Source organism: Micromonospora sp. RTGN7, from assembly GCF_033804645.1.
GTDB lineage: Bacteria > Actinomycetota > Actinomycetes > Mycobacteriales > Micromonosporaceae > Micromonospora.
In genome coordinates, this window is sequence record NZ_JAPZLF010000002.1 from 44,606 (window position 1) to 64,677 (window position 20,072).

Annotated in this window: 21 protein-coding genes; 14 read left to right on the forward strand and 7 right to left on the reverse strand. The window is 70.0% G+C overall.

Translation table 11 applies throughout. The features are described from left to right. The 6 genes from SNR22_RS03540 (at window position 1) to SNR22_RS03565 (ending at window position 5,360) form a co-directional block, all read left to right on the forward strand. Window positions 1-285: a hypothetical protein gene (locus SNR22_RS03540; protein WP_320064989.1), complete on the forward strand. Its 285-nt coding sequence runs from the start codon at window positions 1-3 to the stop codon at window positions 283-285. Between the two features lies 1 nt (window position 286). Next, on the forward strand, window positions 287-886 hold the full coding sequence (locus tag SNR22_RS03545) for a sigma-70 family RNA polymerase sigma factor (protein WP_320064990.1): 600 nt from the start codon (window positions 287-289) through the stop codon (window positions 884-886). Beyond that, window positions 883-3,009, forward strand: a complete 2,127-nt coding sequence (locus tag SNR22_RS03550; protein ID WP_320064991.1) for a tetratricopeptide repeat protein — start codon at window positions 883-885, stop codon at window positions 3,007-3,009. Before SNR22_RS03545 ends, SNR22_RS03550 begins: the two co-directional genes overlap by 4 nt. Window positions 3,010-3,024: 15 nt before the next feature. Next, window positions 3,025-3,849, forward strand: a complete 825-nt coding sequence (locus SNR22_RS03555) for an AAC(3) family N-acetyltransferase (protein WP_320064992.1) — start codon at window positions 3,025-3,027, stop codon at window positions 3,847-3,849. A gap of 139 nt (window positions 3,850-3,988) precedes the next feature. Continuing rightward, entirely contained in the window at window positions 3,989-4,837 is an 849-nt protein-coding gene (locus SNR22_RS03560) for a sugar phosphate isomerase/epimerase family protein (RefSeq protein ID WP_320064993.1), read from the forward strand. 178 nt (window positions 4,838-5,015) lie between these two features. Continuing rightward, on the forward strand, window positions 5,016-5,360 hold the full coding sequence (locus SNR22_RS03565; RefSeq protein ID WP_320064994.1) for a GIY-YIG nuclease family protein: 345 nt from the start codon (window positions 5,016-5,018) through the stop codon (window positions 5,358-5,360). A 74-nt stretch (window positions 5,361-5,434) separates the two neighbouring features. Here the strand turns inward: SNR22_RS03565 and SNR22_RS03570 are convergent, their stop codons facing one another. Then, window positions 5,435-7,597 (reverse strand): choice-of-anchor J domain-containing protein, encoded by a 2,163-nt coding sequence (locus tag SNR22_RS03570; protein WP_320064995.1) that lies wholly within the window; start codon window positions 7,595-7,597, stop codon window positions 5,435-5,437. A 295-nt stretch (window positions 7,598-7,892) separates the two neighbouring features. On the opposite strand from SNR22_RS03570, the gene SNR22_RS03575 reads away from it, so the two are divergent. After that, window positions 7,893-9,215 (forward strand): AAA domain-containing protein, encoded by a 1,323-nt coding sequence (locus tag SNR22_RS03575; protein WP_320065341.1) that lies wholly within the window; start codon window positions 7,893-7,895, stop codon window positions 9,213-9,215. Between the two features lie 114 nt (window positions 9,216-9,329). Further along, entirely contained in the window at window positions 9,330-9,629 is a 300-nt protein-coding gene (locus tag SNR22_RS03580; protein ID WP_320064996.1) for a helix-turn-helix transcriptional regulator, read from the forward strand. Between the two features lie 102 nt (window positions 9,630-9,731). Here SNR22_RS03580 and SNR22_RS03585 read toward each other — a convergent pair whose 3' ends face one another. The 4 genes from SNR22_RS03585 to SNR22_RS03600 all read right to left on the reverse strand — a co-directional run bounded on the left by SNR22_RS03585 (window position 9,732) and on the right by SNR22_RS03600 (window position 12,248). Beyond that, complete coding sequence (locus SNR22_RS03585; protein ID WP_320064997.1) at window positions 9,732-10,283, reverse strand: GNAT family N-acetyltransferase; 552 nt, start codon at window positions 10,281-10,283, stop codon at window positions 9,732-9,734. Then, on the reverse strand, window positions 10,280-10,645 hold the full coding sequence (locus tag SNR22_RS03590; protein WP_320064998.1) for a hypothetical protein: 366 nt from the start codon (window positions 10,643-10,645) through the stop codon (window positions 10,280-10,282). The genes SNR22_RS03585 and SNR22_RS03590 overlap by 4 nt, the downstream gene beginning before the upstream one ends. Continuing rightward, window positions 10,624-11,799, reverse strand: coding sequence for a helix-turn-helix transcriptional regulator (locus SNR22_RS03595; RefSeq protein WP_320064999.1), 1,176 nt, complete (start codon window positions 11,797-11,799; stop codon window positions 10,624-10,626). The genes SNR22_RS03590 and SNR22_RS03595 overlap by 22 nt, the downstream gene beginning before the upstream one ends. Window positions 11,800-11,987: 188 nt before the next feature. Continuing rightward, window positions 11,988-12,248, reverse strand: a complete 261-nt coding sequence (locus SNR22_RS03600; protein WP_413775584.1) for a hypothetical protein — start codon at window positions 12,246-12,248, stop codon at window positions 11,988-11,990. A 335-nt stretch (window positions 12,249-12,583) separates the two neighbouring features. Here SNR22_RS03600 and SNR22_RS03605 point away from each other — a divergent pair, with 335 nt between their 5' ends. Next, entirely contained in the window at window positions 12,584-13,528 is a 945-nt protein-coding gene (locus tag SNR22_RS03605; RefSeq protein ID WP_320065000.1) for a hypothetical protein, read from the forward strand. Between the two features lie 503 nt (window positions 13,529-14,031). Here the strand turns inward: SNR22_RS03605 and SNR22_RS03610 are convergent. Continuing rightward, window positions 14,032-14,859 carry an inositol monophosphatase family protein gene (locus tag SNR22_RS03610; protein ID WP_320065001.1) on the reverse strand — a complete coding sequence of 276 codons (828 nt, stop codon included), beginning with the start codon at window positions 14,857-14,859 and terminating at the stop codon, window positions 14,032-14,034. After that, on the reverse strand, window positions 14,856-15,875 hold the full coding sequence (locus SNR22_RS03615) for a DUF5919 domain-containing protein (RefSeq protein ID WP_320065002.1): 1,020 nt from the start codon (window positions 15,873-15,875) through the stop codon (window positions 14,856-14,858). Before SNR22_RS03615 ends, SNR22_RS03610 begins: the two co-directional genes overlap by 4 nt. Window positions 15,876-16,156: 281 nt before the next feature. On the opposite strand from SNR22_RS03615, the gene SNR22_RS03620 reads away from it, so the two are divergent. From SNR22_RS03620 to SNR22_RS03640, 5 genes are all read left to right on the forward strand, one after another. Continuing rightward, complete coding sequence (locus SNR22_RS03620; protein WP_320065003.1) at window positions 16,157-16,510, forward strand: hypothetical protein; 354 nt, start codon at window positions 16,157-16,159, stop codon at window positions 16,508-16,510. Then, window positions 16,507-17,622 (forward strand): FAD-binding oxidoreductase, encoded by a 1,116-nt coding sequence (locus SNR22_RS03625; RefSeq protein ID WP_320065004.1) that lies wholly within the window; start codon window positions 16,507-16,509, stop codon window positions 17,620-17,622. The genes SNR22_RS03620 and SNR22_RS03625 overlap by 4 nt, the downstream gene beginning before the upstream one ends. Window positions 17,623-17,756: 134 nt before the next feature. Further along, on the forward strand, window positions 17,757-18,602 hold the full coding sequence (locus tag SNR22_RS03630; RefSeq protein WP_320065005.1) for an SAM-dependent methyltransferase: 846 nt from the start codon (window positions 17,757-17,759) through the stop codon (window positions 18,600-18,602). Window positions 18,603-18,830: 228 nt separating this feature from the next. Next, a complete protein-coding gene (locus tag SNR22_RS03635) occupies window positions 18,831-18,980 on the forward strand; it encodes a hypothetical protein (protein WP_320065006.1) in 150 nt (49 codons plus the stop codon). 367 nt (window positions 18,981-19,347) lie between these two features. Continuing rightward, window positions 19,348-20,058: a hypothetical protein gene (locus SNR22_RS03640; protein WP_320065007.1), complete on the forward strand. Its 711-nt coding sequence runs from the start codon at window positions 19,348-19,350 to the stop codon at window positions 20,056-20,058. The last annotated feature ends 14 nt before the right edge of the window (window positions 20,059-20,072 follow it).

Sequence of the window (20,072 nt, forward strand, 5' to 3'; positions counted from 1 at the left end):
GTGACGCATATTCCTTCCCCCAAGCACGACACGATGGCGGTGCTGGCCGCGCTGAGCCCGGGCATCCTCACCTGGCAGTCGGCCGCGCTGATGGCGAGCCTGTTGGCCGGCTGGACCGCGATGGGCCTGCTCGCCGAGTGGCAGGCGCGACGTACCCTGACCGCTCTTGCCCGAGCGGTTCCCGCAGGGCTGATCATGATCCGTTGGGACGCCCCCGGGACGCGGACTGTTCGGCTGGCCTGGGGCGTCGCCTCGGATCGGCGCGGCCAGCAACCAGGGGCATGATGTGGGGTCCTCCGAGCCACGGCCGAAGCTTTCCAAGGAACAGCGAGACGAGATCGAGCACCTATATCGGCAGGAAGCCGAAAACCTGTACAGGTATGCGTGCTTCCTCGGTTGGGTGTCCGAGAGCCGGGACCTGGTGCAGACCGCGTTTCACGAGGCGATCCGTGACTGGCACAAGATCGGCCACTGGGGCCCGGTGGAGCGCAGGAAGTGGCTGCGCCGGGTGCTCAAGAACAAGGCGGTCGACATCTATCGGAAGCAGAGCCCGGTGGACCTGACCGCCGATTTCCACCCTCCGCACTCTCGATCCGACGACACCGACGACATCGGCGAGCGCGTGGACGCTGCGATCATCCTGACCAAATGCTGGAAAGTGATCGAACAGATGCCACCGCAACGGCGGATCGTCGCGGACCTGGTCTGGGGGGAGTCGTGGGACCCCAAGCGCGTCGCCAAGCACCTCGGGCTGACACAGAGCACGATCCGGGGCCATCTGCGGAAGGCACGCCAGCAACTGAGGGCCAGCATCGGTGAACTGGTGCCGTTCATCGACGACGAGGAAGAAATCGACGACGAGAAAGAAGAGGGGTCTGCTTCATGAACAACGACGAGGAGCGGGTTCCGCTCACCTTCGCCGAGGTCTATCGACGCGGCCGTGCCGCCGGAGCCGGGGCGGTCCCGCCGTTCGATCTTCAGCGCGGCCTGGACGACCTGAGGGCGTGGATCGACCGGGAGGTCGACCTCATCGAGGAGGCGGGGCAGGACTTCGCCTCTGCCGCTGCGTCGGGGGCGCAGGCAGAGCTCCGAGGGCGCCACGACCTACTGGAGAAACTGGTGACATTGGCGGGGCGGCCTGAGGATGGTCCTGCCGTGCTCGTCGGGCCGGGCGGTGCCGGGAAATCCGCGCTGGCCGCCGCCCTGGCCGAACGGTTGCGCAGCGGGGATCGGCAGGTGTGGTGCGTTTCCGCAGCCGACCTGGCCGGGTTCTCCGCAGGCCTCACCGACGTGGCGCGGGACCTCGGCGGATCCCCCACCGACGTGAAGTCGATCGCCAAGGGCGCGGCAGACGGCGCGGACCGGCTCTGGCGCCTGCTGGAAAGCTCGTCGCGGAGGTGGCTGCTCGTCATCGACAACGCCGACGACCCCTGGATGCTCGCCGCGGCAGATTCGCCGGCGGGTGTGCAGGACATCGCGGGCTGGGCCCGCGCGTCGCGGCAGGGCCTGGTCGTGGTGACCAGCCGAGAGACTGACCGGCGCATGTGGACCGGTGCGCGAGTCTTCGATGTCGGCCACCTGGGTATGGCCGACGCTGTCCAGGTGCTTCGCGATCTCGCGCCGGAGGGGGGTGACGAGACCGACGCACGGGCTTTGGCACAAACGCTCGGCGGGCTCCCCCTCGCCCTCCACCTGGCGGGGAGGTATCTGCACTCCGGGGTCGCGCCGTCGCCCACCTTCGCCGCCTACGACCGGTCCCTCGGCAGGATGAAGGGCACCATGGTGGACCGTGCCGCCGAACTTTCTCTGGACGGGCTGGCCAGTCACGGCATTCCCCAAGCCCGGGAGTTGGTGCGGCTGGCCAGTTGCTACGCGCCCGAGTCGATCCCGACCCGCATCCTGCCCAGGACCGGCTTGCAGGAGGCGTTGGACGGGTTGCGAGGTGTGGGCCTGATCCAGGGGAGCCCTGCGTCGATCAGGCTTCACTCCGTGGTCACCGATGCCAGCCGTGCCCGGCTGGAAGGACCGGAGGTCTGGCACTCCGCGATCGTGCGCCTGGCCGGCGCGCTGGGGGAGCTCAGCTTCGGCGAGCCGGAACACTGGCCGCAGTACCGGCTGCTGGGCCAGCACCTGCTGGCCCTGCTCGACACGGCCGCCGACCGGGTGGACCGGGAACACCTCGCCCTGCTCGTGGGAGCCGCAACCCAGGTGAGCAGAGCCTTCATCCACAGCGGCGCAGGCGGGGCGGCCGGCACCCTGTGCCAGATTGTCCTGACCCGCTGCGCGGCGCTGGGCGAGGAGCATCGCGCGGTGCTGGATCTCAGGCACCAGCTCACCTGGACGGTCGCCGACGCGGGGGACCTGGCCGGGGCAGAGGCCATGTTCCGGGACGTTCTCGACATCCGGCGACGGGTGCTCGGCGATTCCGCCCCCGACACCCTCGACAGCCGCCACGAGCTCGCGTGGATCGCCGGTTGCCTGGGCAGGTGGGCAGAGGCCGAGCAGCGTTATCGGGTCACCCTTCGCGATCGCCTGGTCCACCTGGGGTCAGAGGAGCGCGACACCCTGACAACGCGCCACGAGTTGGCCAATGCTATCGCCCAGCAGGGCCGCCTCGACGAGGCCCGCCAGGCTTTCGAGGACGTCCTGCGGGATCGACGGCGGGTCCTTTCCGAGAGGGCTCCGCAGACACTCCAGACCCAGCACGAAATCGCCTGGATCACCGCCAAGCAAGGCAACTGGGTGGAGGCCGAGGGCCTGTACTGGGATCTCCTCGACTTGCGTCGGGTGCTCGATGCCGATCATCCCCACGTGCTGCTCACCCTGCACGAACTCGCCTGGACGATCGCGCGCCAGGGCCGCTGGACCGAGGCGGAGTCCCTCTACCGACGTGTCCTGGAGCGCCGCAGTCGAAGCCTGGGCGACGACCACCCCGAGACCAAGACGACCCGATGGGCGCTGCGCGAACTCCTGCAGGGCCGGATCGTCGACGCCGTTCATTCCGTCTGACCACGTGGAGCCCACATGATCCTCAACAGCCATCTCGTCACCGCCATTGAAGACCTGCGTCTCGCGAACCGCCCCGTCATGTTGCACGCATCACTGCACTCCTTCGGAACGGCGATCGACGGCGGTGCCGACGCCCTGCTCGACGCGCTGCTCGCGTCCGGATGCACCGTGCTGGCCCCCGCGTTCACGGAGCCGCAGTTCGGACTGCCTGCTCCCCCCGACATGCGTCCGGCACGCAACGGCCTCGACTACACCGCCTCCCCCACGGAAGACACCTGCCGAGCGAATTTTCCCTACCGCGTCGACTGCGGGCTGATCAATTCCCGACTGGGCGTGCTCCCCGCCGCGCTCATCGCACGCGCGGACGCCGTACGCGGCCGGCACCCGCTCAACTCCTTCGCCGCCGTCGGTCCACAGGCAGCCGAGCTCATCGACGCCCAGAGCCCCGACGACGTGTACGGGCCGATCCGCGAGTTGGCCGATCGCGACGGCGAAATCCTGCTCATCGGCGTGGGCCTGGACCGCATGACGGCGCTGCACCTGGCCGAACAGCGGTCGGGCCGCCACCTGTTCCGCAGGTGGGCGCGCGACGAGGACGGCGCGGTACGCATGGTCGAGGTGGGTTCCTGCTCCGGGGGGTTTCCGCGGCTGGAACCGGTCCTCGGCCCGCTCGCCCGGGGCGTGGCCGTCGGCGCCTCGCGTTGGCGCGCCTACCCGGCTGACCAGGTTCTCGCCGTCGCGACAGCCGCGATCACCGCCCAGCAGGACATCACCCGCTGCCCTGATGCGGACTGCCTGCTCTGCTGCCACGCGATCGCCGGAGGTCCAACGGCCGCGTGACACCCGCCGCCACCTGATCGTCGTAGGCCCGGCGGCCGCCTGACACCCGTCGGCGCGGTCGGCGGGCCGGCGTCCGCGTCCACGATCGTGCCCCTCTACAGTCGACGGTTTCACCGACTCCGACGGCGAGGGGGCACGGATGCGGATCGGCATCAACACGTGGGCGTGGGCGGCGCCGCTGACCGACGAGACGCTCGTCCGGCTGGCCCCACGGATCCGGGCGTGGGGCTTCGACGCCATCGAGCTGCCCATCCAGGCACCGGGAGAGTGGGATCCCGCACGGGCCGCCGACCTGCTCGCCGGACTGGAGCTGGCCCCCGCCGTCTGCGCCGGCCTGCTGCCCGAGCACGACCTGCTCGGCGGCGACGAGCAGGTCGTGCGGCGTACGGAGGCGTTCGTGCGGTCCTGCGTGCGGGCCGCGAGCAAGGTGGGGGCCGCCGTCGTGGCGGGCCCGCTCTACGCCCCGGCCGGCCGGCGGTGGCTGCTCGACGCGGACGCCTGGCGGGCTACCATCGCTCGCCTCGTGGAGCGGCTCCGGCCGCTGGCCGACGAGGCCGCCGGGCAGGGCGTGACGATCGCCCTCGAACCGCTCAACCGGTTCGAGACGAGCTTGATCAACACCGTCGACCAGGCGCTGGAGGTGGTGGCCCGCGTCCCCGGCCTGGGCCTCGCGCTGGACACCTTCCACCTGAACATCGAGGAACGTGACCTCCCGGCCGCCATGCGCCTGGCCGGCGACCACCTCGTGCACGTGCAGGTGTGCGGCAATGACCGCGGGGTGCCCGGCGGTGACCACCTCGACTGGCCGGGAATGTTCGACGCCCTGACCGACATCGGCTACTCCGGCCAGGTGAACATTGAGTCGTTCACCGCCGAGGCCCTGGCCGTGCCGATGTCCGTGTGGCGGCCCCTCGCCGCCGGCCCCGACGACCTCGCCGTGGAAGGGCTGGTCTTCTTGCGCGGCCTGACCAGACGTAATGCCCCGTAGACCGGCGGGAGGCGGAATCGCTGCGCTCCGGGCCGGAGCTGTCGCGTCGGCAGCATCGGTGGTCGCGGCAGCCCGCTACCCGTTCAACAACCGCCGCGCCGGGTCGTCACGCCCGGGCATGCCTGATACCACCCTCGACGAGCTACTGACCGACTTCACTCCTGCCTAGCCGTACACGATGGCGGCTGCCGCCGAGGCCCCTGGCTCGCCGGGCGTGCACGTGGTCCTCGATGACGGCGTGGTCGTCTACGTTGGCCACACCGGGAACCTGCGGCAACGCCTTCGGCAGCACCTGGGCGGTAACCGCGGCTCGTCCGTGCTGCACGATCAGGTCGGCCAGTGCCTCGATCGGCCGGGTAACGCGGCGTCGGCGGCCGATATCGCCGGCTGGCTGGGGCAGTGCGAGGTCCGCTGGCAGGAGACGGACAACCCGGAGAGCACGAAGGAAGCCCTGGTCCTGGCACTCAGGCCGAAGTTCAACCGCCAGGTGCCGAAGCCCCGCCACGAAACGACGGCCCGATAAGTGGCACCCGATAAACAAGGCCGGGCACCCGCCACCTGATCGGCGACGGGTGCCCGGGGTCGTGTCGGGTCAGGTCAGGCGGTGCCGCCCGGCTGGACCACTCCGTTGACCTTCAACGTGTACGGCGCGTACTGGTTGACCTGCTCGGTCGGCTCGTCGTAGGCGACCACGGCGACGACTTTCGGGAAGAGGCTGAGCAGGGCCAGCTTCGCCCGGTTCAGCGTCAGGCTCGACTTGCCGTCGAACTCGAACTGCGCGGCGATCGAGTGCTGCTCGTCGATGCCGATCAGCCGCAGGTTCCAGTTGTTGACGGTGATCGGCTTGATCTCCGTCGGCGAGTCGAACGGGGCGAGGCTGCTGCCGTCGCTGACCGCCGTGCCGCCGATGGTGATGTCGTCGACCAGCAGACCGCCCTCGTTGACGCCGCCGTCGCTGACGTAGCGGAAGCCGAGCAGGATCGTCTTGCCGGCGTACGCGGACAGGTCGAACGAGTGCGCCTCGAACCCGTCGGTCGTCCCGTTGAGCGCCGGACCGAACGGCCCGTCGATCGTCTTGTCGCCCGGGATGGCGGTGTAGGACGCGCCGCCGTCGGTGGAGACGGTGACGTAGCCGTAGTCGAAACCGAACTCCGCGCCGTACTTGGCGGCGAATCGCAGCGTCGGGTCGGCGGTCGGCACGGCGACCGAGGTGACCGCCGCGGAGTCGATGTTGTTGCCGTTGCCCGACCACAGGACCGGGTTGCCGGAGCGGTCCGGGTCGTTCGACACGACGGTCCACGCCAGCGGCAGCGGCGGCAGCGTCTTGGTGCCCTCGAACGACAGCGACCGCAGGTCACGGCCGCGCAGGAGCTGCCCGTCGGCCTTCTGCAACGGCACGAAGTCGGCCCCGTTAGGCGCCGCCCCGCCGGTGGCGTTGGCGGCCGGGTTGGCCAGGTTGACCGTGGAGCGCAGGCTCGGCGTGGTCACCCGGCTCTTCGGTACGCCGAGCATGATCCCGCGCCGCGAGTCGCCGACGATTTTGTCGACCAGCGTCATCGTCTGGTAGTCGTGGATGACCTGGTACATCTTGCTGACGCCCTTGGCCTTCAGCGCCGCGTCCAGGCTGGCCAGCCCCTGCCGTTCACCGTCCTTGTGCAGCCGGGAGATGATGTCCGTGCCGTACCGGTCGTACAGGAACTGCATGAACGAGTACGCGTTGCCGTAGTCGGCGAGCACCGCGTTCGGGTTCGGGCTCTCGCCCCACAGGGTGAGCGAGTTCTCCGGGCCGCCGCAGTCTCGCGGGTTGACGTTGTACGGCGTCTGCACCGTGCCGAAGCCCTGGTAGCAGTAGAGGTGGCTGTCGGCTCCCCGGTCGAAGACGGTCGTCGTGGTGTCGACGTAACCGGTCAGCGTCTGGGCGAAGTCGGCCAGGCCCTCGTTGATCCAGTTTCCCTCGAAGGGATCGGTGTAGTAGTGCGCCAGGTGCTGCCACTCGTGGGCGAAGGTGCCCTCGTAGTCGAAGGGGCGGGCCGGGCGGCTCGTGCACAGGTCGTCGGTGGGCTCGTTCGGCGGGTTCGCCCCGGTGCGGTGAGCCCAGTCGAACGCGTCGATGGTCATGACGTTGCGGTCGAACAGCTCGTTGAACTGGGCCGAGAAGAAGCCCGCGATGTAGGTCGGGCTGGCCGGGAACTGGTAGAAGTTGTCGTCCCGGACGTTGTCGATCAGGGTGACCGTCTTGTTGCCGCCGCCGGTGTAGTCGCCGCCGTTGCCGTTGGCGTCCGGTCCGAGCAGGGCGTTGGTGCCGTCCCGGTCCGGCGGCGTGCTGAACGCGGCCGTCTCCTTCGGGTACATGTTGGTGTCGAACTCGTGGACGAAGCTCGCCACCTGCGCGTCGGTGATCTGCGTCGACGAGGGGATCTGGGTTCGGCAGTCGCCGGCCGGGAAGGCGATGTCGTTGGCGACCCACACCTCGACGTTGTTGCCCGCGCCGCGAAGCGTGTAGTCCTTGCGGTAGATCCGGCCCTCGAAGTCGTTCATTCCGAGCCACTGCCGGACCGTGCCGACCGGCGGCGTCGCCCCCGCGGAGGTGGCGTTCGAACGCGCCTGCGCGCGCGGCTGGTACCGGGCCGGCGTCTCGACCTTGCGGCCGTCCAGCGTGAGGTCCTTGCGGGTGAGCTCCCGGGTGTCGCTGGGCTGAACCTGCTTCGCCACGGCCTGCCCGGGCGCGGCCGTCGCCGCCGACGCGGGTAGGACGCCCATAAGTGGCAATACGAGTGTGATGGCTGCTGCACCGGCAATGCGGCTACGTGCCATGGGCCCCCCTTGGGCGATGTGAATCCGGTTGACGGGGTCGCCGTCAAAATCCACCGGGATGACATTCACGTTCTTCGTACTGGCATTGATTGCCTTTGGCAATCGTCCTACCGCATGATCCGTCTTCACCGAGCCGGCTCTCCTGCCCTGTGGACGCCGCGTGCGCGCTATCCGCAGCCGTGCGGCACGACCTGTCGGTGCCTGCGGGTAAGGTGCCCAGCACCTGGTGGAGGGGAGATCGATGCTCGGGCTGGAGTTGCCGCCCGCGATCGAGGCGGAGCGGGTCATCACGGCGGTGCTGGCTGACTTGCGCTCCGGTGACCACCGGGGCGTGGTGGTCGACTCGCCGCCCGGTGCCGGTAAGTCGACCCTTGTGGTCCGGGCCGCCGTCGAGCTGGCCGCCGCAGGTGAGCAGTTGATCATCATTGCGCAGACCAACGAGCAGGTCGACGATCTTATCGACCGGCTGGCCCGTAAGGCCCCGGAGCTGCGGATCGGTCGGCTGTCCGCCACGGAGTACAAGCCGTCGGACCGGGTGAAGGGCCACGACACGGTCAAGGTCGCGGCGAAGGTCGCCGATCTCGGTGGGCCGGCTGTGATCATCGGTACGGCGGCCAAGTGGGCGATGGTCACCGAGGGTTCGTGGCCGTGGGCGATCGTCGATGAGGCGTACCAGATGCGGTCTGATGCTTTGTTGCGGGTGGCTGGCAGGTTCGAGCGGGCGTTGTTCGTGGGGGATCCTGGGCAGCTCGATCCGTTCTCCACGGTGGAGACCGCACGGTGGACGGGCCTGACCTGGGATCCAATGCAGTCCGCGGTGGCGGTGCTGCTGTGGCACAACCCGCAGTTGCCGGTGCACCGGCTGCCGGTGTCGTGGCGGCTGCCCGCGTCGGCGGCGCCGGTGATCGCGGCGGCGTTCTATCCGTTCACCGGGTTCCGCGCGGGCACGGGTTCTGGCGACCGGGCGCTCGCGTTGACCGAGGCCGGGCCGGGGGACGCCGTCGATGCGGCGGTGGAGTTGGCGGTGTCGTCGGGGTGGGCGCTGTACGAGCTGCCGGAGCGGCACACCCTGCGTACCGATTCCGAGGCCACCGCCGCGTGCGCCGCGCTGGCGCTGCGGGTGTTGCAGCGGGGAGCGGTAGCCGTCTCCGAGCACGCGCCGGCCGGCGCGCCGGTCACCGCCGACCGGATCGCCGTCGGGGCCGCGCACCGTGACCAGGTCGCGGCCATCCGCGCGCGCCTCGGCGAGGCCGGGGCGGGCATCACGGTGGATACCGCCAACCGGCTTCAGGGCCGCGAGTACGACGTGACGATCGTGTTGCACCCGTTGTCGGGGCGGCGGGACGCGACGGCGTTCCACCTGGAGTCGGGGCGGCTGTGCGTGCTGACGTCCCGGCACCGGCACGCGTGCGTGGTGGTGGCGCGGGCGGGCATCGCGGAGCTGCTGGACGCCCACCCGTCGAGTGAACCGGTGCACCTCAACGTCCCGGTCAAGTTCCCCGACGGCTGGCAGGCCCACCAGCTTCTGCTGGCCAGGCTGGCCGACCCGATGTTCACGGTCTGACCGGGGATTTTCGTTGCTGAGTTCGGCGCTGCGACACGCGAGCTGAGCATCAAGCGCGCGGGCGCTGGAAAGATGCGTGACAGAGCGGCACAGTGTGAACGAGGGGGCGGAGCGATGAGTGATCGTGCTGACTGGAACGAACTACGTGAGCGACGCCTGGCGGAGGCGGGGGCCACCGACGCCTACGAAGCGGCGCGGATCGCTTTCGAGCTCGGGCAGACGGTACGGGAACTGCGTGAACGCAACGGTTGGAGCCAGGCCCAACTCGCTCGCGTCGCAGGCATGACTCAATCGGCGGTGGCCCGCTTCGAGGCCGGCGGGACGGCGCCGACCCTGACGGTGCTCGACCAGCTGGCCAGGGCATTGAACATGAGGCTTGACGTCACGTTCGCTCCTCGGGCGGACGCGGCCTGATCTCCGCCCCGGGGACCCTGGGCCCGTGCTGCCTCGGCTGGCGAGGCGCGTGGCCGAGGACCGAGGCGGGCAGAGGCACCTCCTGTCGCCCGGTGGGAATGGTCAGTCGGCTACGACGATCGCGAGCAGGAGGACGTCGAAGGTTGGTGCGTGCTCCCAGTTAGGGCGCAGCTTGGAGATCTTCTGCCAGCCCCAGGAGCGGTACGCGGCTTGGGCGGGAGCGTTGTCCGGGTCGGCCAGGAGGGTGGCTCGTTTCTCGGCCCGGCCGCTGAGCAACTCGTCGTGCAGGGTCCTGGCGATGCCTCGGCGTCGCCAACCGGATGCCACCATGAGTTCGCTGATGCCGAAGGTGCGCCTGCCGTCCTCATCGGTGCTGAATCCGGCCGGGACAGGTTCCTGCATGCCGGTCCACCAGCCGGTCTCAGCGGGCAGCGGGAAGCCGTAGATGTAGCCGACCAACTCTTCGTCGACCGTGGCGGTGACCAGGTCCCACCCGTGTCGCTGCATGTGCCCGGCGAGCTGGCGGCGGTAGCGGTCCTCGCTGTGGAACTCGTCGCCGTCGGCGTACACCGTCAGGTAGAGGCCGACGAGCTGATCAACCAGCCCGGCCGCCTGCGCGGCGGTGTGGTGGCGCAGGTTCAGGTTCTCGATCATCGGCCCACCGCCTGGTCGTAGGCGTCGATGAAGTCGCGGGTGACGGCCGTCGACCGTTGCGGCTGTCCCAGGCTCGACCGGACCTGCGCGAGGTGACGGCTCACCCGTCCGGAACTTACCTGGCCGATTGCGGGCAGCACATTCATGGCAATGTGCGCCGCCTCGTCGAGGTTGCCCTGTCGGCATTCCGCATCGGCGAGCTGAACCGTGTAGTAGATCTGGTTGCGCCGGAGCGCGGGGGAAGGGTTCTCCGTGATCGTGCGGAATGCCTGGGCCGCGCGTTCGGGTCGGGCCAGGGCGAGGTAGGACAGCCCTTCGATGCCCCTGAGTTCCTGCGGGGTCACGAAGTGCAGGAACGACATGTCGTCTTCAGTCGTTCCGCGGTCGAACTCGCGGTGTGCCTTGGCCATCGCCCGTTGGAGCTGCTCATGTCCTTGAGGGTGGCGTAGGTATGGGCGGCCCGTAGGTGCAGGAGTGTCGCCAATCGAGGGGTTCCCCACCCTGCGGAGGTCCGGAGGGCGGCATCGGCGCTCTGTAGCGATTCGCCGGGGCGATCATCCCGGATCAGCAGGGAGAGGCAGGCAAGGGCGCGAACTTCCATGCGAGGGTCGTCGGCGATGCGCGCCCGGGTGATCGCCTCGTTGAGGTACGGCCTCGACTCCGACCGTCGCCCGGCGTCGATGGTGAGCCAGGCGGTCTCGATGGCGACGTCGGCCAGTGCGGTTTGGAGGGCGTCGCCGACCTCCCGGCTGTAGGTGGCCTTCGTGGCCCAGGACGACAGGTGGGCGTGGACTCTGATGGCGATGTCGCGGAGCTGATCGGCTCCGACGGCGGCGTCGGCGCGGCGGAACTCGTCGACCAGGGAAGTGGCGAAGCGTACCTGTTCCATGCCGATGCTTCTGGGCGCGTCGGCCGGGGTGGCGAGCCGGTCGAGGGAGCCGGTCGCGGCGATGCCCGCGAGGGCGGCCAAGGCGTGGAACTGTCGGCGGTCCGTGGTGCCACCTCCTTCATCCGATGCCGTGGTGACGGCATCTGCCGGGACTGGTGGGGTTGCCAGTCCGGCTGTCTCCCGGGGGTCGGTCGGCTGGTGGGCCGGCTGCTCTTCGTCTGCGTCCGGCCCGAAGCGGCAGGGCTGGTCGGGTAGGGCGAACCACAGGTGCTTGGCCGGAATTCGCAGCACCTGTGCCCAGTGGGTCAGCCGGTCCAGGTGGACGATCGGTGAGCCGTTCTCCACTCGGCTGAGCTGCGCCTGGGTGATTCCCAGCCAGCCGGCGACCGCGCTCTGCGGCAGCGGGTTCCGCCCGTGGTAGGGGTGGCAGCGGAACGCCCGAATCACCCGCCCGAGGTGCCGCGCGGCCAGCGCTCGTCGTACCGGCTGGTGTTCCCAGAAGTTGGCCGGCACCACCGGTGGCCGGCTCAGCCGGTCGCGCTCGGCGGCCTGGCAGGGAGTGCACCGTCCACTGTCGTTGTCGCGGGCCAGCCGGCCGCCACATCGGGGGCAGTTCGCGTGTGTCACGGGAAACCTCGCCATTCGCGGGTGGCTCCGTCCGTAGCGCCTCGTCGAGCCTACCCATTCAAATCCGCTCCGTGGAGTGCCGGTATACGTACCGTGTATGCCGACGAGGTTCCCCCGGCATGCCGTAGGGGCACGACCGTGCCGACCTGGCATAGCTGGGCCCGGAACCCAGGGCCCCAGCAAAGTCGTCAGGTGATGCCGAGTAGGGCCAGGGGCCGGCTGCTGTCTCGGGCGTGATGCCGGTTGGCGGCGGCAATGTTGGTAACTCCGGCGGTGCGGAGGGCGCCGATGGCGGCGTTCCATAAGGCAGCCATGGCCTCGGGCCCGGTGCCGGCGCGGATTTGGGATCGGTCTTCGTCGTAGGTGACGTCCCGCACCCAGTGGATCTTGTTTTTGGTCGACCAGTGGCCGCGGATCAGGCAGATCAGCCAGCGCAGCGAGCAGTCCACCAGCGGATTCGGACACGGTCAGAGCCGGTGCACACGACACCGACGAGATCAGCGATGATGGCAGGGCGGGCATGACTCACTTCGGCGATCAACGCGGCGTAGGAACTTAGATGATCTTCCGAACCAGTCATTCCCGTCTTGCTGCCAACAACAACGGCGCTTCTACTCCAGTCCACTCAAGTCAGACACCGCCACGACTTTGCCGGGGCCCTGTCCCTTCTGCTCCTCCATAAACGCGCGTAACGTGATCGGCCGACTCGCCCACTGGTCGCCCCGACTCGAATTCGCTTCTTTCTAAGCTCAACGAGCGTGCCAATACACGGCGAGGAGAACCGATGCTGCAGGCAGTGATTCGGGACAGGCTTGCCCGCCGCTATCGGGTGCTGAGCCTGCTTCTCGGAGGGATTCGATACCGCTTCCGTGTCCGGGGAGGGGTCGGAGTCACTGTGGCCGTGGGGGCAGCGCTGACCGTAGCGGTGGTGCTGGGAGCTTGCGGCAACTTCCTAGGTTGGCGGAGCGCGGCGCCTCTGCCCCGAGATGCTGAAGTGCTCCAGTTGGCCGGCCCTGCGCTGCCGCCTGGGGCGCTGGCGCAGCCGCAACGATGGGACTTCACCTTTGATCAGAATCCGGAGTACCTCGATCCGCGCTGGTTCTACCTGATCGGAGGGACAGACGAATATCGGTCCGGGAAGGTCTTTTTCCAGTTCACGTATTCGGACGATCAGCCTCGCCAAGGAATGGTCAAGGCGGCTGGCGAGCGCTTGCGGGCAGCCGGTTGGCACCTACACAACAGTGATCTCAGAGGGTGCTGCCCGGAGGTGGCGGCCACCAAGCGGGGGTGGCTGATTGAGGTCTTCTCGGAGGGGGACCTCGAGGCATCTCGTTACGGGCTCCAGGTCGCGCTCACCCGTACGACACCCGCCTCTGTACTTCCGCTGACCGCGGGCGGACTCGTGGTCGGCGGGTTGCTCGGCTGGCTGCTGACCGCCGGGGCATTCCGGCGGGCGTACCGGTTGCAACCCGCCAGACGAACAGTTGTCGTGTTGCTGTGCAGTGGTGGTCTTCTGGCGGTGCTGCCCGCGACTCTGCTCAGCGGCGTGGCAATCCTGGCGGCCTACCTCGATTCGGCCAGTCCGACCCCGGGTTGGCTCGGGTACACCTTCCTCGGGCTCCGACCGCTTGCCTACCTCGGCGGGACCGCCGTCGCCGTCGGACTGCTTCTGGCAGCCGCCTCGGCGAGGGGGTGCCAACGTCCAGTCATCAGGGAGGGCAGTGTGTGATCCGGTGGACGCCGCGTCGCGATGCTTGGACGGGTGCCCGTTACCACCGGATCCTGTGACGCGGAGGCGGCCGTTCGGGTACCGCGTTCGCCGCGCTCCCGGCAGGACTGGCGTCATCGTCGGTCGCACTTCGACCGCAGGGCCCCGGCAAAGTCGTGCGTTTCTTCGAGCTCAAGATGGGTGAGTGGAAAACTCTATCGACGTATCGGCGTCTGCGGCATTCGCGGGCGGGATCGGGAGGGCGGCAGCTGGCGGCGGGGACCAGCGCGGACCAGCGCGGACGGGGCGGAGGGGCTTCCGTAGGGTGCCCTCCGCCGAATCGGCCTACCCTCCGCCGGCCCATATAGAGCTGCCCGGCACGCCGGTCGGGGCGGACAAGTTCGTCGACCCGGCGGTGGTCGAAGGCTGCCGGACGCAGGTGCTGGCGCTGCTGGACAAGGCCGACCGTTCGACTCGTTCTTCGCTCGTGAGGTCGACGGGACCCGGCCGCCGGTATTCGACGTTCAGTAGCTGCCCGACGGGATCTCACCTGTCGATGTCTGCTGGGAATCTGCCTTCGCGAGTAGGGTCAGCAGCGTGTCGGACAACGCGGGCGCTGCGGCGATCGTCATCTCCGAGAGCGCGTCGTGGCTCGTGCCGTCGCGGTCGACCACCGAGGCTCCCGCCTCCCGTGCTATCGCCACTCCTGCGGCCATGTCCCAGGCATGGTTCGATAGGGTCAACGCCGCATCGATCCGGCCTTTGGCGAGCCACGCCAGGTCCAGGGCGGCTGACCCGGTCATCCGTACCCGCTGTGCCCTCTCGGCGAGCTGAGCCGTCAGTGCGAGACGCAGCTGGTTCTTCGGGGCCGCATCCGGTCCCACTGCATAGTCGCCGATGGCGACGATCGCCTCACTCAGGTCGTCGACGGTGCTGGCCTTGATCGGCTGGCCGTTGAGGCTCGCCCCATCGCCTCTGGCGGCGGCGTAACGGCTGTCGAGGAAAGGCAGCTCGATGACGCCGAGTACGGCGTCGTTGTGGTGGACCAGTCCGAGCGAGACGGCGCACAGGGGGATGCCGCGTACGAAGTTGGCGGTGCCGTCGATGGGATCGAGAACCCACTGCAACTCCGCTGAACCTGTGCTGCCCTCCTCCTCACCGAGGAAGCCGATGGCAGGTGTTGCGTGGCGAAGGAAGGCGCGCAGCTCCCGCTCGATTGTGAAGTCCAGCTCGGAGACAAGGTCCCGGTCGCTCTTGGCGCTCAGTGATCCCGGTGAGCGTCCCCGCATGGCCTCCGCTCCTCGCCTGACCGCCTCGATGGCCACCGGGAGCAGTCCGGCGTAGTCGCTCATAGCAGCCGCCCCCGCTTCCACTGCGATTTGAAGACCTGTTCGAACACCGGGTAGAGCCCCGCCCCTCGCTCTTGCCGGCGCATTACGAACGCGGGGGCGTCCACCCCTCGACTCTCGGTCAGGTAGGGCTGGGTCACGCAGAGACCGTCCACGAGCACGATGTTGAACCGAAGTGTGCTGTCGTAGGTGGCGAGTTCCAAGCTGCTGCGCAGCTCGGCGGGGAGGCGGTCGCGGACGCGGAGCATCGTCTCAATGTTGAGCTTGGTCAGGGCCGACAGTTGCCCGGACGGAAAGCCCTCTTCCGCTTCGCGTGCCGGAATGGCGGCACCATCGGGATCGAGAAAGAGACAACGGATGTGGGCGCCCTTCTCCACGAGGGCGTGCCATCCGTGGTCCGCGTAGTCCTGGCACAGCACGTTGAGCGACAGGCCCGTTGCCCGGATGTCGCGGGCGTTGTCGAACAACCTGCTCGCGGGCAGACGTGCCGAGAGTTCGGACCTGTTCGGGTAGACCGCCGTGAGACCCGCGAGCTGGTTGGCGGAATCCTCCGGCCGATCCTCCTGTGATCGCAGTGCCAGCATCACGTCGCCCGGAGGGACGGCTACTGTCTCCCAGCTCCGGACGTCGGCAGCCGTGGGTGACCACGTCAGCAGCGAAGCCAGCAGTCGGGCGAAGTTCTCGTGGTTGAGTCCGGCCGCCGTTCGCACTCGTATCGTCTGCTGCTGAGCCAGTGCAACGAAGTCAGGCCTTCCTGCGTCTGCGGGCGGGCGGAGCGAGTCTCCGACGTTGGCGGTTGAGGCGAAGCGGCTGCGGACCTCCTCGTTCGCCTTGCCGAGAGCTGTGTCGAGGGCGGCCTGCATCTCCGGGCGCGGGCAGACGGTTTCCTGCCCGGCCTCCCACTTCGAGACGGTGCGCTCGGCCACGCCAAGGTGCGCGGCGAAATCCTTGATGCTCATCCGCAGGGCATGCCGCAGGGCCCTCGTCTCCCGGCCGGTCCACCGCTGCACCGTCGTCATCGCGCCACCTTCGGTCTCGTCGAGCCGCCTTTGGGCAGCGTATCGGGGGCATGTGCAGCGGGGTTACCTCCTAGGTGCAGTGCGTAGTCGTTCTGGTCGAGCCCGCTCCCGATAATGGTGGACACATGGCCCGGGGCGGGTGCTGGCTCCGGGGATGCGTCCTCCCCCGACGCGTCCCACCCCCGCCCGCCCCGGCGCCATTCCACCCGTTAATAAGGGGCCCTTCCTCTACCGAATGCGTTAACAAGGTGCCCCTCCTTACATAAGCAGGGAGCGTGGGCGTGGCGTATTCGGGCGAGGTCGTGCGGGAGGCCGTGTGGCAGTGGCTGCGGCTGGTGGCGGCGGACGCGGAGCTGGAGCCGTACCTGGTCGGGGTCGATCTGGGCCGGTTCGCCGACCAGTTGGCGGCGACCCTCGGCGCGGCGCTCGACGGACGCGTGGCGGCGGATGCCTGGCCGGGGCTCGGGTTGGGGGAGGGGCAGCACCGGCGGCTGGTCGACTACCTCGCCGGGGTGCTCTGGGCGCTCGACGTGCCGCAGGCCGCGATCACCGCCGCCCGCGCCGCGTTCGCCGGGGAGGCGCATCCCGGCGCGTCCGCCGGAAAAGGACGTGCGGCCGGGGACGCCGGCCGGTGAGGGGAGTGGACCTCGCCGCCTCCTGGGCGGTCACCGTCGCCGACCTCGGCCGGGCCGCCGACCACTTCTGGTGCACCCTCGCCGACCGGATGCCCGCCCTGCTGCCCGAGCGGGACGCTCCGCTCTTCCTCGCCGCCCTCGGCCAACTCGCCGTCGGCGATGACGACTGCGCCGGGCGGGCCGCGCTGCTGACCGTCCTTGGCCGGGCCTGGCGCGACTGCTCCCTCGGCCCGCGCCACCAGGGCCTGGTAGGTGACGCGCTGGTCGCCACGGTGGCCCGGCACTCCCGTCCAGAATGGACGTCGACGCTCGCCGTCGGCTGGGAGCGTGCCGCCGGCCGCGCCCTGGATGCCGTCCGGCACGCCGCCGCGCGGGTCGGCGACGGCCCGGCCTGGTGGCCGGTCGAGGTGCTCGACCACGACCGGCCCGCCGAGGGCGTCGCCATTCTCACCGTACGTCCCTGGCAGCGCCTGCCGTTCCGCCCCGGCCAGGCCGTCGCGGTCAGCGTGCCCGGCCTGCCCGGCCGGTGGCGCTGGTACTCGCCGGCCAACGCGCCCCGCCCCGACGGAACGGTCGAGCTGCACGTCCGCGCCGCCGGGGCCGTCTCCCGCAGCCTCGTCGACGAGGTACGCCCCGGCGGGCAGCTCTGGCTCGGCCCACCCCGCGGCGTCGGCCTGACCCTCGCCCCCGACTCGGCCGACGACCTGCTCCTCGTCGCCGGGGGCACCGGCCTCGCCCCGCTGCGCTCCCTGGTCGAGCAGGTCGCCACCGCACCGGCCGGCCGGCGGGTGACCCTGGTCGTCGGTGTCCGCGCCTTCGCCGACCTGTACGACCCGGTCAGTCTCGACAAGCTCCAGACTGCCCACGACTGGCTGACCCTCGTGCCGGCGTTCTCCCACGATGTGCACGCCGAGCCCGACGAGTGGGGCGACGCACTCACCGTCGCACTCCGGCACCACCGGCCCGGACAGGAGGTGTACGCCTGCGGGCCGCCCGCGATGGTGGCTGGCACGCGACTGCGGCTGCTCGCCGCCGGGGTTCCCGCCAACCGCATCCACCTGCCCGACGAAGCGCCTGCTGACACCCCCCGAGGCGGCCTGAGGGGACACTGAGAGTTCACCCATGGTGAGCGGCGGGTCAGCGTGCGGCCGATCCGACGCCTACGCTGTGCGAGGGTGCCGGCCGAAGGGGTAACCGCCGGAGGTCGGGGCCCCCGTCCCTGCCGTACGACCGATGAGGATTTTTCGTGGGTGCCGCAACCCCTCAGGACAACCACAACGCTCGGGTCTCCGACCGACTCGACACCAGCGTTCCCCACCCCGCCCGGCGCTACAACTACTGGCTGGGCGGCAAGGACAACTTCGCCGTGGATCGTCGCTCCGGGGACCAGATCGCCGCCGTGTACCCGGCGATCCGCACCCTCGCCCGGGAGAACCGGGCCTTCCTCCAGCGGGCGGTGCGGTACCTGGCCGCCGACGTCGGCATCCGGCAGTTCCTCGACATCGGCACCGGCATCCCGAGCGCCGACAACACCCACGAGGTCGTCCAGGCCGTGGCCCCCGACGCGCGGGTCCTCTACGTCGACAACGACCCGATGGTGCTGGTCCACGCGCGGGCGCTGCTGACCAGCTCCCAGGCCGGCGCGACGGCATACCTCGACGCCGACCTGCGCGACCCGGCGAGGATCCTCGCCGCGGGCGAGCTGCACCGCACGCTGGACCTGTCCCGGCCGGTGGCGCTGATCCTGGTCGCGGTCGCGCACTTCCTGACCGACGCCGACCGGCCGTACGACGTGGTCGCCCGGCTGGTCGACGCGTTGCCGTCGGGCAGCTACCTGGTGGTCAGCCACGTCACCACCGATCTCATGTCCGCCGAGATCGTCGATCTATGGACGGCCGAGGTGGTGGCGGGTCGGATGAAGCAGGACGCCGTCGCCCGGTCCCGGGCGGAGTTCGCCCGGTTCTTCGCCGGCCTGGACCTGGTCGAGCCGGGCATCGTCCCGGTGACCGAGTGGCGTGCCGAGGTGCCCGAGTCCGAGCGCTCGCCGCTGACCGAGGCGTCGATCTACGGCGCGGTCGCCCGCAAGCCCTGACCCCCACCCCGCCCCACCCCACCCCGCCCCACCCCGCCCCGCCCCACCCCGCCCCACCCCGCCCCACCCGCGATCTTGCAGTTGTGGCCCGGACGAAAGCGGCGAATAACGCGTTCCGAGGGCCCAAAGTGCAAGATCGCTGGTACGGGTGGGGTGTTCAGCCCCCCGGGGGGGGTACGGCGGGTCGCCGAACTCGCGGACGCCCCCACGTCGAGGGTGATCCGACTGTTGTCGGTCCACGCCGCGGTCGCGGCCTGCCAGCTCGGGTCGTCGCGCTCGTCGAGGGTGCTCCAGTCGGACCGGTGGAGCCGGAGCTGGATCGGCCCGGTCGACGCGCCGGAGGTGAGCGCTCCGTCGGTGAAGGTCAGCTCGACCTAGCCGGGGACCGGTGTCCCGGGCAGCGGATAGCGGGTGGGAGTGGGAGTCGGCGAGGGCAGCGGGAGCGGGGCGGGCGGAATGGGGAAGAAGAGTTGACGCCGGACCCGATCGTCCTGATTCAGGGAGCTGACCTTCGCCTTCCCGTACGCGTGCGCCGGGCGGGTGACGGCCGAGGTGGTGGAGTAGCTGATCGGGCCCGCGCCCTCCGGATCGTTGGATCTTCGGCCTGGTGGGCATGCACGAATCAGCGAATTCTGCCGCCTGCCATTCCCAGTTTTCCTGTCGACGTCCCGATAGAGCGACCACTCTGCTGATCTACCCAGGTCGATAGTGTCCAAGGGCAAAGGCCGTCAGCGAAAGGCGGGCCATGAACGCCCATCCTCATTCTTCCCTCTCCCGTCGCCGGTTGCTCGTCGGCGCGGTCGCCGCCTCGGCGCTCACCGCCGCCGGCGCGACCGCAGCCACGGCCGCCCCGTCCACCGCGTCCACCGGGATCGCCGGTGCGCCCGTCGGCCACGACCGGATCGCCGCCGCCCGCCTCCTGGTGACCGGCGTCGGCCCTGCCACGGCCGGATTCCAGGCCGACCTCCACGAACGGCTCGCCGCCTGGCTGGTCTTCTGGTCGGCCAACTCGCCCCGGTCGTGGAGCGCCCCGGTGGAGGTGGCCGGCACGCCGACCGCCGCCGGCGACGCCTTCACCCTGCACACCCTGCGCATCCGGCGGGGCGAGCACCTCGCCGACGGCTTCGCCGCCGCCCGGCGCGACGCCGCCCACCTGGCCACCGAGGCGAGCCTGCACCACCACTTCCCGTCCGTCCGGCGGCTGCCCGGCGGCGGGCTGCGGGTGACCGACGGGCCCGCCGCGTTCACCGGCTCAGCCGAGCAGGTCGCCTTCGCCACGGCGGCGTGCCGCGAGCTGTGGGGCTTCGCGGCGGCGGGCGTCACCGACTGGCGGGGCCACGCCAACCGGGCCCTGGCCCGGGCCGGCCACCGCGCCGACGTGGCCTCCCGCTCCGGGTGGGCGGCCTTCACCAGGGCGAGCCTGCGGCTCGGTCTGGGCACCGAGTCCTACCAGTAGCGGCACCGAGTCCT

What these genes read in the sequence shown, in the direction of transcription:
- SNR22_RS03550 (WP_320064991.1), top strand. Translation starts at nt 883, where the DNA reads ATGAACAACGACGAGGAGCGGGTTCCGCTCACCTTCGCCGAGGTCTAT.
- SNR22_RS03555 (WP_320064992.1), top strand. Translation starts at nt 3,025, where the DNA reads ATGATCCTCAACAGCCATCTCGTCACCGCCATTGAAGACCTGCGTCTC.
- SNR22_RS03560 (WP_320064993.1), top strand. Translation starts at nt 3,989, where the DNA reads ATGCGGATCGGCATCAACACGTGGGCGTGGGCGGCGCCGCTGACCGAC.
- SNR22_RS03565 (WP_320064994.1), top strand. Translation starts at nt 5,016, where the DNA reads ATGGCGGCTGCCGCCGAGGCCCCTGGCTCGCCGGGCGTGCACGTGGTC.
- SNR22_RS03570 (WP_320064995.1), bottom strand. Translation starts at nt 7,597, where the DNA reads ATGGGCGTCCTACCCGCGTCGGCGGCGACGGCCGCGCCCGGGCAGGCC.
- SNR22_RS03575 (WP_320065341.1), top strand. Translation starts at nt 7,893, where the DNA reads ATGCTCGGGCTGGAGTTGCCGCCCGCGATCGAGGCGGAGCGGGTCATC.
- SNR22_RS03580 (WP_320064996.1), top strand. Translation starts at nt 9,330, where the DNA reads ATGAGTGATCGTGCTGACTGGAACGAACTACGTGAGCGACGCCTGGCG.
- SNR22_RS03585 (WP_320064997.1), bottom strand. Translation starts at nt 10,283, where the DNA reads ATGATCGAGAACCTGAACCTGCGCCACCACACCGCCGCGCAGGCGGCC.
- SNR22_RS03590 (WP_320064998.1), bottom strand. Translation starts at nt 10,645, where the DNA reads ATGTCGTTCCTGCACTTCGTGACCCCGCAGGAACTCAGGGGCATCGAA.
- SNR22_RS03605 (WP_320065000.1), top strand. Translation starts at nt 12,584, where the DNA reads ATGCTGCAGGCAGTGATTCGGGACAGGCTTGCCCGCCGCTATCGGGTG.
- SNR22_RS03610 (WP_320065001.1), bottom strand. Translation starts at nt 14,859, where the DNA reads ATGAGCGACTACGCCGGACTGCTCCCGGTGGCCATCGAGGCGGTCAGG.
- SNR22_RS03615 (WP_320065002.1), bottom strand. Translation starts at nt 15,875, where the DNA reads ATGACGACGGTGCAGCGGTGGACCGGCCGGGAGACGAGGGCCCTGCGG.
- SNR22_RS03640 (WP_320065007.1), top strand. Translation starts at nt 19,348, where the DNA reads ATGAACGCCCATCCTCATTCTTCCCTCTCCCGTCGCCGGTTGCTCGTC.